General features: G+C 69.6%; 13 protein-coding genes. 11 read left to right on the forward strand and 2 right to left on the reverse strand.

Annotation, left to right across the window (positions count from 1 at the left end; all coding sequences use genetic code 11):
• The first annotated feature begins 76 nt into the window (after positions 1 to 76).
• Complete coding sequence (locus BJ988_RS06055) at positions 77 to 1,858, forward strand: ABC transporter ATP-binding protein (protein WP_179657193.1); 1,782 nt, start codon at positions 77 to 79, stop codon at positions 1,856 to 1,858.
• Positions 1,859 to 2,022: 164 nt separating this feature from the next.
• Entirely contained in the window at positions 2,023 to 3,840 is a 1,818-nt protein-coding gene (locus BJ988_RS06060; protein ID WP_179657194.1) for an ABC transporter ATP-binding protein, read from the forward strand.
• 10 nt (positions 3,841 to 3,850) lie between these two features.
• Here the strand turns inward: BJ988_RS06060 and BJ988_RS06065 are convergent, their stop codons facing one another.
• The gene (locus tag BJ988_RS06065) at positions 3,851 to 4,252 is read right to left on the reverse strand and encodes a nuclear transport factor 2 family protein (protein WP_179657195.1); all 402 of its coding nucleotides are present in this window, start codon (positions 4,250 to 4,252) and stop codon (positions 3,851 to 3,853) included.
• Positions 4,253 to 4,338: 86 nt separating this feature from the next.
• On the opposite strand from BJ988_RS06065, the gene BJ988_RS06070 reads away from it, so the two are divergent.
• The 4 genes from BJ988_RS06070 to BJ988_RS06085 all read left to right on the forward strand — a co-directional run bounded on the left by BJ988_RS06070 (position 4,339) and on the right by BJ988_RS06085 (position 6,408).
• The gene (locus tag BJ988_RS06070) at positions 4,339 to 5,109 is read left to right on the forward strand and encodes a helix-turn-helix domain-containing protein (protein ID WP_179657196.1); all 771 of its coding nucleotides are present in this window, start codon (positions 4,339 to 4,341) and stop codon (positions 5,107 to 5,109) included.
• A gap of 111 nt (positions 5,110 to 5,220) precedes the next feature.
• Positions 5,221 to 5,589: a phosphoribosyl-AMP cyclohydrolase gene (gene hisI / locus BJ988_RS06075; protein WP_179657197.1), complete on the forward strand. Its 369-nt coding sequence runs from the start codon at positions 5,221 to 5,223 to the stop codon at positions 5,587 to 5,589.
• Positions 5,586 to 6,134: a Trp biosynthesis-associated membrane protein gene (locus BJ988_RS06080; RefSeq protein WP_179657198.1), complete on the forward strand. Its 549-nt coding sequence runs from the start codon at positions 5,586 to 5,588 to the stop codon at positions 6,132 to 6,134. The genes hisI and BJ988_RS06080 overlap by 4 nt, the downstream gene beginning before the upstream one ends.
• 73 nt (positions 6,135 to 6,207) lie before the next feature.
• A complete protein-coding gene (locus tag BJ988_RS06085) occupies positions 6,208 to 6,408 on the forward strand; it encodes an HGxxPAAW family protein (protein ID WP_179657199.1) in 201 nt (66 codons plus the stop codon).
• 79 nt (positions 6,409 to 6,487) lie between these two features.
• On the opposite strand, the gene BJ988_RS06090 is transcribed toward BJ988_RS06085, so the two are convergent.
• Positions 6,488 to 6,823, reverse strand: a complete 336-nt coding sequence (locus tag BJ988_RS06090) for a DUF4190 domain-containing protein (protein ID WP_179657200.1) — start codon at positions 6,821 to 6,823, stop codon at positions 6,488 to 6,490.
• 149 nt (positions 6,824 to 6,972) lie between these two features.
• Between BJ988_RS06090 and trpC the strand changes: the two genes are divergently transcribed.
• The 5 genes from trpC to lgt are packed head-to-tail and all read left to right on the forward strand — an operon-like array spanning position 6,973 to position 11,458.
• The gene (gene trpC / locus BJ988_RS06095; protein ID WP_179657201.1) at positions 6,973 to 7,755 is read left to right on the forward strand and encodes an indole-3-glycerol phosphate synthase TrpC; all 783 of its coding nucleotides are present in this window, start codon (positions 6,973 to 6,975) and stop codon (positions 7,753 to 7,755) included.
• 19 nt (positions 7,756 to 7,774) lie between these two features.
• Complete coding sequence (gene trpB / locus BJ988_RS06100) at positions 7,775 to 9,064, forward strand: tryptophan synthase subunit beta (RefSeq protein WP_179657202.1); 1,290 nt, start codon at positions 7,775 to 7,777, stop codon at positions 9,062 to 9,064.
• The gene (gene trpA, locus BJ988_RS06105; protein WP_179657203.1) at positions 9,061 to 9,873 is read left to right on the forward strand and encodes a tryptophan synthase subunit alpha; all 813 of its coding nucleotides are present in this window, start codon (positions 9,061 to 9,063) and stop codon (positions 9,871 to 9,873) included. Before trpB ends, trpA begins: the two co-directional genes overlap by 4 nt.
• Complete coding sequence (locus BJ988_RS06110; protein ID WP_179657204.1) at positions 9,870 to 10,487, forward strand: SCO family protein; 618 nt, start codon at positions 9,870 to 9,872, stop codon at positions 10,485 to 10,487. The genes trpA and BJ988_RS06110 overlap by 4 nt, the downstream gene beginning before the upstream one ends.
• 8 nt (positions 10,488 to 10,495) lie before the next feature.
• On the forward strand, positions 10,496 to 11,458 hold the full coding sequence (lgt, locus tag BJ988_RS06115; RefSeq protein WP_246321414.1) for a prolipoprotein diacylglyceryl transferase: 963 nt from the start codon (positions 10,496 to 10,498) through the stop codon (positions 11,456 to 11,458).
• Positions 11,459 to 11,675 lie beyond the last annotated feature (217 nt).

Raw genomic sequence — 11,675 nt, forward strand, 5'->3', positions numbered from 1 at the left:
TATCGAGCCGTCCGGTGATGGGCGGCCTCTAAAAGATTCGTCGCATAGACGGTGCTGGCCTAGGCTTTACCTCGAGATGAGCGACGAGGATCCAACACCCCAGCGGGCCACCACGACCGACGGGTTCAAGGTCCTCGGGGTAGCCATCAGGCGCGAATGGGCGGTCTTCACGCTCTCGACCCTCGGATCCGCGCTCTTCGGCGCGCTGACCGTCGCCGATGCCTGGGTGCTGGGCTGGTCCACCGACCATGTGCTGGTCCCGGCACTGCGCGACGGCGAGATCGGCGCCGGCTGGCTGTGGGCGGTGGTCGGGCTCTTCGTCGGCGTCGCGATCCTGCGAGCGGTCGGGGTGGTGGCACGACGCCTGGGCGCCGGGGTGATGCAGTACCGCATGCAGGCGCACTCGCGCCGCGCGGTCACCCGGCAGTATCTGGCCCTCCCGCTCGCCTGGCACCACCGGCATCCGACCGGTGAGCTGCTCTCCAACGCCAACTCCGACGTCGAGGCGTCCTGGGCGCCGATCGCGCCCCTGCCGATGGCGGTCGGGACCCTCGCCATGATGATCATCGCGATCGGGCAGATGTTCTGGACCGACGTCGTCCTGGCGTCGGTCGCGATCCTCGTCTTCCCCGCGGTCGTGGTCGTTAACCTGGTCTTCCAGCGCTTCTCCTCCCCGCTGATGACCCGTGCCCAGCAGCTGCGCGCGGAGCTCTCCGGGATCGCCCACGAGTCCTTCGACGGCGCCCTCGTCGTCAAGACGCTTGGGCGCGAGGCGGAGGAGACCACCCGCTTCCGGGACAAGGCCCAGGAGCTGCGGGACGTCAACACCCGTGCAGGCCGGATCCGCGCCGCGTTCGACCCGATCCTGGCCTCCCTGCCCAACATCGGGGTGCTCGCCGTCCTGGTGGTCGGGGTCGGCCGGGTCTCCAGCGGCGCCGCCGCCCCCGGCGACGTCGTCCAGATCGGCTTCCTGCTCACCATCGTCGCCTTCCCGATCCGCTCCTTCGGCTGGCTGCTGGGAGAGTTCCCGCGCAGCGTGGTCGGCTACCGGCGGGTGCAGCGGGTGCTGGACGCGACCGGACGCCTGACCTACGGCAAGGCGAGGACGAGCCGCGAGTCCACCGGCGCGCGCCTGCGGGTCGACGGCATCTCCTACGCCTACGCCGACGGCCCGACCCTCCTCGACGGTGTCGACTTCGAGGTCGAGCCCGGCCGCACCGTCGCGATCGTCGGCGAGACCGCCTCCGGCAAGAGCACCCTGACGATGCTGCTGGCCCGTCTGGTCGACCCGGAGACGGGCCGGATCACCCTCGACGGCACCGACCTGCGCGACCTGGACGCGGGGGAGTGGGCGCGGGTGGCGGCTCTGGTGCCGCAGACCGCCTTCGTCTTCGACGACTCCGTGCGCGGCAACGTCACCCTCGGGGCCGACGTCACCGACGACGAGGTCTGGTCCGCGCTCAAGGCTGCCGAGGCCGCCGGCTTCGTCACGGCGCTGCCGAACGGCCTCGACACCACCCTCGGCGAGCGCGGCGCGAGCCTCTCCGGAGGGCAACGGCAGCGCCTGGCGCTGGCCCGAGCCCTGGTACGCCGCCCGAGACTGCTGATCCTCGACGATGCCACCTCGGCGGTCGACCCCGAGGTCGAGCAGCGCATCCTCGCCGCGCTGCGGGACGGGGCCAACGACACCAGCCTCATCGTGGTCGCCTACCGCAAGGCCACGATCGCGCTCGCCGACGAGGTCGTGCATCTCGAGGGCGGCCGCGTCCGCGACCGCGGCACCCACACCGAGCTGCTCGCCCGCGACGAGTCCTATGCCCGCCTGGTCAACGCCTACGAGACCCCGGAGGTGGTTTAGGCCGTGTCCATCAACCCGGAAGCGTCGGCCGAGCGCCGCCCATCACGCGCCCTGGCGGCGTTGTCGTCGGTCGACGGCCAACACCGGGCCGCCTCCCTCCTCCGCCTTGCCAGGCCACGCGCTGGACAACGCTCGACTCGACGCCGGATTGAAGGACACGACCTATGACCGCGACTCTCGAGCCCGAGACCCGGGTCGGTAGCGGCGAGGACCTCGGTGCCATCGAGACCATCCGCCGAGGCATCAAGCACTCCCCGGAGCTGGTCGAGGGCATCCGCGGGACCATGGCCCTGGCCGTGCTCGCGAGCGTCGGCCAGGTCGTCGTACCCGTCGTGGTCCAGCAGACCCTCGACAACGGGCTGAGCGGCGCGGGCGGACCCGACCTCGGCTACGTCCTGCGCGCCGGCCTCATCGCGCTGGTCGCCATCGCCGTCACGGGCTGGGCGTCGTTCATGATGACCAGCCGGCTCTTCACCGCCGCCGAGCGGGGCCTGGCCACGCTGCGTACCAAGGCATTCCGGCACGTCCACGACCTGCCGATGCTCACCCAGTCGACGGAGCACCGCGGTGCGCTGGTCTCGCGGGTGACCAGCGACGTCGACCAGGTAAGCCAGTTCATCGTCTTCGGTGGTCTGCTCTTCATCATCAGCATCGGGCAGATGCTGATCGCCACCATCGTGATGGTGGTCTACTCCTGGCAGCTCGCGATCCTGGTGTGGCTCTGCTTCGGCCCGCTCTTCCTGAGCCTGCGGTTCTTCCAGCGCAAGCTGTCCGCGGCCTACACGCTCTCCCGCCGCCAGGTCGCGAAGATGCTCTCCGCGGTCTCCGAGCCGGTCGTCGGCGCCGCCGTGGTGAAGGCCTACGCCGTCGAGGACCGCACCCAGGAGCGCATCGACCGCGAGATCCATGCCACCAGCGCCGCCCAGATCAAGGCGCAGGCCTACACCTCTGTCTTCTTCAGTCTCGGTGGCCTCTCCGGAGGCCTCGCCAACGCCGGCGTGATCGTCGGCGGCGTCCTGCTGGCGCTGGCCTACCGGGGCACCGGCGGCGAGCTGAGCGTCGGCGAGATCCTGGCGTTCGCGTTCCTGGTGACGCTGTTCGTCGGCCCCGTCCAGATGGGCACCCAGATCCTCACCGACGCGCAGAACGCGATCGCCTCCTGGCGACGCACGATCGGCATCCTGGACACGCCCGCCGACCTCGTCGATCCCGGCCCGTCCGGTGTGGTCCTGCCGCGCGGCCCGCTCTCGATCGAGTTCGACGCGGTCACCTTCGCCTACCCCGGCGGCCGTCCGGTCCTCCACGACATCTCCTTCGAGATCGCGCCCGGGCGCAGGGTCGCCGTGGTCGGCGAGACCGGCTCGGGGAAGTCGACCATCGCCAAGCTGCTCACCAGGGTCATGGACGTCACCCACGGGCAGGTCCGCCTCGACGGCGTGGACGTACGCGAGGTCGGCAACGCCTCGCTGCGCACCAGCGTCGTGCTCGTCCCGCAGGAGGGCTTCCTCTTCGACTCCACCCTCGCCGAGAACGTACGCTACGGCCGGCTGTCCGCGACCGACGAGGAGATCGTGGAAGCGGCTCGGGTGCTCGGCCTCGGCGACTGGCTGGCCGGCCTCCCCGACGGCGTTCGCACCAACGTCGGCCAGCGGGGTGAGTCGCTCTCGGCCGGCGAGCGGCAGCTCGTGGCCCTGCTGCGCGCCCAGCTCGCCGATCCCGACCTGCTGGTCCTCGACGAGGCCACCTCCGCCGTCGACCCACGCCTGGAGATGCGGATCAACCGCGCCCTGGAGCGGCTGATGAGCGGACGCACCTCGGTCACCATCGCCCATCGCCTGTCCACCGCCGAGGCTGCTGACGAGGTGCTCGTCATCGACGCCGGTCACCTCGCTCAGCGCGGCCCGCACGCCGACCTGGTGGCGCAGGCGGGCTCGACGTACGCACGCCTGCACTCCTCCTGGGTCGCTCAGCAGGGCAGCTGAGACCGACAGCTCAGGCGTCCCACCACGACAGGTGGGCGGCTGCTTCGGCAGCGGGCTCGATGATCTCCCAGACCTCGGCGATCAGCTCGTCCTCGAACCGGCAGATGTCGACGACGGTGATCTCGGGCCCACCCGGCAGCCGGCGACGCCTGTGCATCACGACGTGGTCGCCGGAGGCCAGCACGTGCTTCACCTCGACCTCCATACCGGCGATCCGCTCGAGCGAGCCGCGGACGGCGCTGAGCCACTGATCCTTGGTGGACGACGTCGCGTCCGGTCGATGGTGACGGAAGCCCGGGGCGAGCAGCTGCTCGACCGGACCGGTGTCCCCGGTCGCGACGAGCCCTGCGAAGGCGGCGGTGAAGGTCGTCACGGCGTCTGTGGGTGTGCTGGATGTGCTCTGTGTGGTCATGTCGCCAGTGTGTTGCGGGCCCGGACCGCTGTCGATGACATGGGAGTTCATGGCGCACGAGCGGCGGATGCGCGATCCTGAGGCCCATGTACACGGTTGGCGAGATGCTGCGGGAATGGCGGCATCGTCGTCGCCTCAGCCAGCTCGACCTGGCGATCGCCGCGGACGTCTCGGCACGTCACGTCAGCCTGGTCGAGACCGGCAGGTCCCGCCCGAGCACTGACATGATCCTTCGGCTCGCCGACCAGCTCGACATTCCGCTCCGGGACCGCAACCAGCTCCTGCTCGCCGCCGGCTTCGCGCCGCGCTACACCCAGCGGCCGCTCGAGGACGATGCGCTCGCGGCCGCTCGCGAGGCGATCGGCCGGGTTCTGCGCGCCCACGAGCCGTACCCGGCTCTGGTGGTCGACCGCCGCTGGAACATCCTGATGACCAACCGCGCGGTGGACCAGTTCTTCGCCGACGTCGACCCCGAGCTGCTCGAGCCGCCCGTCAACCTCGTCCGCCTCGGTCTCCACCCTCGGGGGCTGGCCCCTCTGGTCGTCAACCTGGCCGACGTACGGGCGGTGTTCCGGGCGCGGGTCAGGCGGCAGCTCGCCGTCGTCGCGGACCCTGAGCTGACCCGGCTCTACGAGGAGGTCCTGGCCCCGGGCGGCCGGGACGAGGAGGCGGGGTCGCTCGCGCTCGAAGCCGATGTCGTGATCCCGATGACGCTTCGAGTCGACGGTCGCGAGCTGAACCTCTTCTCGACCATCACCACCTTCGGGACCCCGATGGACATCACCCTCGACGAGGTGGCGATCGAGTCGTACTACCCGGCCGATGACGCCAGCGCCGCCTACTTCGCCGACAGGTAGCAGCGAGGCTGGGCGGCGAGCGCGGTGGCAGGCCGCGGCTTTCGGGTCGCCGGGTTGTCGCGACGACATGCCGGTTGTGTCCGTGCTGTTGCCCGGCGGGATACTGGAGCCGTGACTAGACCCACGAGCGAGGGACTGGACCCCGCCATCGCCGACCGCCTCAAGCGTGACCCCGACGGGCTGGTGCCCGCGGTGGCGCAGCAGCATGACACCGGCGAGGTGCTGATGCTCGGGTACATGGACGACGAGGCGCTGGCGCGCACGCTCGCGACCGGCCGGGCGACGTACTGGTCCCGCAGCCGGCAGGAGTACTGGGTCAAGGGAGAGACCTCCGGCCACCACCAGTACGTCAAGGAGGTGCGTCTGGACTGCGACGGCGACACGATCCTGCTCAAGGTCGACCAGGTCGGCCCGGCCTGCCACACCGGCGACCACACCTGCTTCGACGCCGGCCTGCTCTCGCAGGGTGCGGTCTCGTGAGGTCTTTCGGGCCGACCCTCACCGCCGGTCTCGTCGGCGCGGCGCTGGCCGCGTGGGCTGGCTCCAACGAGTGGGTCAAGGTGACCGCGCCGGCCCAGATGCCCGCCGACCTCAACGACTCTCCGGCCACCACCGGTCTGGCCCTGGTCGCCCTCGCGGCCTGGGGTGTGGTCCTGGTCACCCGTGGCCTCGTACGCCGCCTGGTGGCCGGCCTCGCCGGCCTGGCCGGGGTCGGGGTGATCGTCACCTTCTTCGGCCATCCCGGGATCGACGCGCTCGGCCGGGCGATCGACTCCGAGGTCGTGTGGGGCGAGACCGAGCACACCACCACCCTCTGGCCCTATCTCGCGCTCCTCGGCGCGGTCCTGACCGTGGCGGCGGCCGTCGCGGCCCTACGTCTGGCCCCTTCTTGGCCCGAGATGGGCCGGCGATACGACGCCCCGGCGACCGCGAAGGCCGAGCGGAAGCCGTTGGAGGAGCAGTCCACGATCGATGTCTGGAAGTCGTTGGACGAGGGTCGGGACCCGACGACGGGGGATCAATGAATACACTGCAGCCAAGCCCCTCTGGATCGCTTCGGGCTTCGCTTCAGCAAAGAACTCGTAGAGGAGTCATCGCATGTCCGCCAGCCACGGCAACACCCCGGCAGCCTGGATCGCAGTCGCGGTCGGCCTCCTCGGGTTCCTGATCGGCAGCGTCGCCATGATGCTCGACCCGATCAGCTGGTTCATCTTCTGGGTGGGTGTGGCCGTCACCGTCGTCGGTGGCCTGCTCTTCATCGTGCTCGCCAAGCTCGGCTTCAACACCGAGTCACACTGAACCGGTGAGACAGCGAGGCCCCCGGCGGATCCGCCGGGGGCCTTGCTGATTTCAAGAGCCGAGCTCAAATGGGCCGAGCTCAGTAGGTGGTGGTGCTCCCGCTGAAGTCGAGTGCGCCGGACAGGTTCAGGATGACCCCGAGGATGCCCAGGACCACGCCGACGATGCCGAGGATGAAGCCGGCCGTGGCCATGCCGCGCCCGCTCTGCGTACCACCGGAGGCGTCGATCTCGTTCTGGGCCATCTTGCCGAGGATGATCGCCGGGATACCGGCGAAGAAACCACAGCAGACGCAGCTGAGGATGCCGAGGACAAGTGCCCAGATCGCCTTCTTGTTGTTGCCTGCAGGCTGCCCAGGCTGCCCGGGTGCCGGCGACCCGTACTGCGGCGGCGGCGGCGGAGTTCCGTAGCTCATGTGTGTCTGACCTCCAAAGTCAGGCGAGATGGGTTGAGATGGAAAGAACTTAACGTTTCCCGCCCGCACTGTGGCGCCAAATCGGGCGTGTCACGGTTCGAGTGAGAGGCTTTGCACGTGGGTCATACCCGGAAACGAGAGGTTTAAACATGTCGGTGCTCGAAAAGATCATCGACGGCGTACGTCTGGACCTGGCTCAGCGCCAGGCGGCGGTGTCGGAGGCGGACCTGCGGGCCCGGCTGGCCGACGTCGACGCGCCCCGCGACCCGATGCCGCACCTGCGTGCGGCCGGCAGCAGCGTGATCGCCGAGGTGAAGCGGAAGAGCCCCTCCAAGGGGGCGCTCGCCGATATCCCCGACCCGGCCGCGCTGGCCGCGAAGTACGCCGCCGGTGGCGCCGCCGCGATCTCCGTGCTCACCGAGGAGCGCCGTTTCGGCGGCTCCCTCGCCGATCTGCGCGCGGTCCGGGCAGCCGTCGAGACGCCGATCCTGCGCAAGGACTTCATCGTCGAGCCGTACCAGCTGCTCGAGGCCAGGGCAGCGGGCGCGGACCTGGCGCTGCTGATCGTCGCGGCGCTGGACGACGACACGTTGCGCAGCCTCTACGAATACGCCGGCGAGCTGGGGCTGACCGTGCTGGTCGAGACCCACGACGAGGCCGAGGTCGCCCGGGCGGTCGACCTCGGTGCCGAGCTGATCGGTGTCAACGCCCGCAACCTGAAGACCCTCGAGATCGACCAGGACGTCTTCGGCCGGCTGGCACCGCTCATCCCCGAGGACCGGGTGAAGGTCGCCGAGTCGGGCATCTTCACCGCCACCGATGTCAAGCGCCACGTCACCGAAGGGGCCCGTGCGGTCCTGGTCGGCGAGGCGCTGGTCAAGCATGGCGACCCGCAAGGCACGGTCGCCGAGTTCACCGGAATCCAAGGCTAGGCCGAGAGCAGATACAGCCATGACAACTCATATCCACGAAACGACGAGCTACGACGCCGACGAGTTCGGCTGGTTCGGTGGCGAGGCCGAGGGCTTCGGCGGCCGCTTCATGCCCGAGGCGCTGATGAAGGCGCTCATCGAGCTCGACGAGGCCTGGCAGGACGCCAAGGCAGACCCGACGTTCGTGGCCGAGTTCGATGCGATCCTGCGTGACTACGCCAACCTGCCCAGCCCGCTCTACCACGCCACCCTGCTCTCCGACCGCCTCGGCGTGCGGGTCCTCCTCAAGCGCGAGGACCTCAACCACACCGGTGCCCACAAGATCCGCAACGTGCTCGGTCAGGCCCTGCTCACCAAGCGGATGGGCAAGACCCGGGTGATCGCCGAGACCGGGGCCGGACAGCACGGCGTCGCCTCCGCGACCGCGGCTGCGTACTTCGGTCTGGACTGCACCGTCTACATGGGCAAGGTCGACACCGACCGCCAGGCACTCAACGTGGCCCGGATGAGGCTGCTCGGTGCCGAGGTCGTCCCGGTGCCCTCCGGCAGCGGCACCCTCAAGGACGCCATCAACGAGGCGCTGCGCGACTGGGTCGCGAGCGTCGACCACACCGCCTACCTCTTCGGCACCGCCGCCGGCCCGCACCCGTTCCCGACGCTGGTCAGGGACATCGTGCGCGGCATCGGCGACGAGGCCCGGGTGCAGGCCGTCGAGCAGTTCGGCGGGCTCCCGAACGCCGTCGTCGCCGCGGTCGGCGGCGGCTCGAACGCGATCGGGCTCTTCACCGCGTTCCTGGACGACGAGGACGTCGAGATCCACGGCTTCGAGGCCGGGGGAGACGGCTTCGAGACCGGCCGTCACGCCGCCACCATCCAGGCCAACGACCCCGGCGTCCTGCACGGCGCACGCACCTACGTGCTCCAGGACGAGGACGGCCAGACCATCGAGTCCCACTCGATCTCCGCCGGTCTCGACTATCCCGGTGTCGGCCCGCAGCACGCCTGGCTGGCCAAGTCCGGCCGCGTCTCCTACACCTCGATCACCGACAAGGAGGCGATGGACGCCTTCGCGCTGCTCTCGCGCTGCGAGGGCATCATCCCCGCGATCGAGTCCGCTCACGCGATCGCCGGCGCCATCAAGATCGCGCCCGAGGTCAAGGAGCGCCACGGCGAGGGCGCCACGATCCTGATCAACCTGTCCGGTCGTGGCGACAAGGACATGGGCACGGCCATCGAGTACTTCGGGCTCGGCGACGAAGGAGCCGGGGCCCGAAGCGACAAGCACAGCGGACTTGGAGAAGCAAAGTGAGTACGTCGTCGGTTGCATACGCGAAGGCGAAGGCCGAGAACCGCGCCGCCCTGGTCGGCTACCTCCCGGCGGGCTTCCCGACGGTCGAGGGGTCGATCGAGGCGCTGACCACGATGGTCGAGGCCGGCTGCGACATCATCGAGATCGGCCTGCCCTACTCCGACCCGGTGATGGACGGCCCCACGATCCAGGATGCCGTGCAGCAGGCGCTCGACGGCGGCGTACGGGTCGACGACGTGTTCCGCGTCGTCGAGGCCGTGGCCGCGACCGGGGTGCCGACCCTGGTGATGACCAGCTGGAACCCGATCGAGCGCCGCGGCGTGGACCGCTTCGCCCAGCAGCTGCAGGACGCCGGTGGTGCCGGCCTGATCACGCCCGACATCACCCCCGACTTCGCGCTGGAGTGGATCGAGGCCGCCGACGCCCGCGATCTCGACAAGGTCTTCCTGGTCGCCCCCAGCAGCACCGACGAGCGGATCACGATGACCACGGCCGAGTGCCGCGGCTTCGTCTACGCCACCGCGGTCATGGGTGTCACCGGCGCTCGCGCGAAGACCTCCGACCTGGCCGCGCCCTTGGTCGCCCGCACCAAGCAGCTCAGCCCTGCCGGGACCGACCTGCCCGTCGGCGTCGGGCTCGGGGTCAGCAACGGCGCCCAGGCGGCCGAGATGGCCGCCTACGCGGACGGCGTCATCGTCGGCTCCGCCTTCGTGCGTACGCTGCTGGACAACCGCTCCGACGAGCAGGCGGCGCTCAAGGCGCTGGCGAGCCTGACCGAGGACCTGGCAGCGGGAGTCCGCGCGCGTTGAGGTTCCTGGCTCTTCCCGTCCTGCTCGTCCTCATCGGCGTGCTCACCGGCTGCGGCGCGCCCGGCACCGGCCAGAAGCCTGCCTCGGAGATGAACGGTCAGGAGCACACGCCCTACCAGCTCTCCGACACCGCGCTGACCGACACCGCCGGTGAGCCGTACTCGATCGCCACCGACGCGGACAGACCGCTGACGCTGGTGTTCTACGGCTACACCCAGTGCCCTGACGAGTGCCCGCTGGTGATGTCGAGCCTGACCGCGGCGCTGACCCGCCTCGACCCCGCCGAGCGTAATCAGGTCGACGTCGTCTTCGTGACCACCGACCCGGCACGCGACACGACGGAGGTGCTCGAGGAGTACCTCGACCGCTACGACGAGGACTTCATCGGTCTCACCGGCGACCTGAAGGACATCGTCACCCTGGCCGAGTCGATGCGGCTCTACGTGGGGGAAGCGGACCGGCTACCGAGCGGGGGCTACGATCTCGGGGTCCACGACACCCACGTCTCCGCCGTCTCCCAGGGACAGGCCAACGTGGTGTGGTCGATGAACACCTCGCCCAAGCAGTTCGCCGACGACATCCACCACCTCCTTGAGGAAGTACCCGCCGCATGATGCTCCCGATGTCCATCCCCAGCCCGGCCGAAGGCGTGCTCTGGCTCGGGCCGGTCCCGTTGCGCGGCTACGCCTTCGCGATCATCCTCGGCATCATCGTCGCGGTCTGGGTCTCCGAGCGGCGCTGGCAGGCTCGCGGCGGCCGGGCCGGTGACATCCAGGACATCGCGCTGTGGGCGGTTCCGTTCGGGCTGATCGGCGGGCGGATCTACCACGTCATGACCGACTGGCAGCTCTACTTCGGCGACGGCGCCAACCCGATCGAGGCGCTCTACATCTGGCGCGGCGGGCTCGGCGTGTGGGGTGCGATCGCGCTGGGCGCGGTGGGCGCGATCATCGGGGCCAAGACCAAGGGCATCAAGATCATCCCGCTGCTGGACACCGTCGCCCCGACCTGTCTGCTCGCGATGGGCATCGGCCGCTGGGGCAACTGGTTCAACCAAGAGCTCTACGGCAGGCCCACCGACCTTCCCTGGGGCCTGGAGATCGACCCGTCGTTCTACCCCGAGGGCCCCGGCCAGTTCCCGGTCGGCACCACGTTCCACCCGACGTTCCTCTACGAGTTCTGCTGGGACATCCTCGCCTTCTTCGTGATCGTCTACCTGCAGAAGAAGCTGCGTCTGGGCGGCGGCCGGGTGGTCGCTCTCTACGTGATGGCCTACTGCCTGGGCCGGGGCATGATCGAGACCCTGCGCATCGACAACGTGCAGCTGGTCGACGTGCTCGGTCTGCGCTGGAGCGAGTGGATGTCGATCATCCTGTTCGTGCTCGCCGCAGCATGGTGGACATATGCCACTGTCACCGGCCGGGGTATGGTCGAGGAGGAGGTCTACAGCGATCCTGCCAAGGCCCCGGCGAACGACACGACGAACGACCCTGCGGACGACACCGAGAACGACGCCGACGAAGACAACGCCGGCGACGTGAGCGACAACGGGACCGACGACGAGGAATCCTCGACAAAGGCCTGATCAGGCGCAGATATCGGGCGCAAGGAAGCGCCCCGCTCGAGGGTGTCCACCGTTCGACCCTCGTGCGCAACCTACGCGTGACACAGTGGTAACCTAGCCGCACTCGCGCGGGCCAACGCTGTCCCCTGCAGATTGCCAGTTTCATCCCCGCAAGGGCGCGCGCACCTGTCGCAGACATCCCCCGCTCCGGACCCGGCTCGAAGCAGAGCCGAAAATC

The organism is Nocardioides panzhihuensis (genome assembly GCF_013408335.1).
Classification (GTDB): Bacteria; Actinomycetota; Actinomycetes; order Propionibacteriales; family Nocardioidaceae; genus Nocardioides; species Nocardioides panzhihuensis.

Excerpts from the sequence above, each read along its gene's own strand:
- BJ988_RS06055 (WP_179657193.1), top strand. The coding sequence starts at position 77 with ATGAGCGACGAGGATCCAACACCCCAGCGGGCCACCACGACCGACGGG.
- BJ988_RS06060 (WP_179657194.1), top strand. The coding sequence starts at position 2,023 with ATGACCGCGACTCTCGAGCCCGAGACCCGGGTCGGTAGCGGCGAGGAC.
- BJ988_RS06065 (WP_179657195.1), bottom strand. The coding sequence starts at position 4,252 with ATGACCACACAGAGCACATCCAGCACACCCACAGACGCCGTGACGACC.
- BJ988_RS06070 (WP_179657196.1), top strand. The coding sequence starts at position 4,339 with ATGTACACGGTTGGCGAGATGCTGCGGGAATGGCGGCATCGTCGTCGC.
- BJ988_RS06085 (WP_179657199.1), top strand. The coding sequence starts at position 6,208 with ATGTCCGCCAGCCACGGCAACACCCCGGCAGCCTGGATCGCAGTCGCG.
- BJ988_RS06090 (WP_179657200.1), bottom strand. The coding sequence starts at position 6,823 with ATGAGCTACGGAACTCCGCCGCCGCCGCCGCAGTACGGGTCGCCGGCA.
- trpC (WP_179657201.1), top strand. The coding sequence starts at position 6,973 with ATGTCGGTGCTCGAAAAGATCATCGACGGCGTACGTCTGGACCTGGCT.
- trpB (WP_179657202.1), top strand. The coding sequence starts at position 7,775 with ATGACAACTCATATCCACGAAACGACGAGCTACGACGCCGACGAGTTC.
- lgt (WP_246321414.1), top strand. The coding sequence starts at position 10,496 with ATGTCCATCCCCAGCCCGGCCGAAGGCGTGCTCTGGCTCGGGCCGGTC.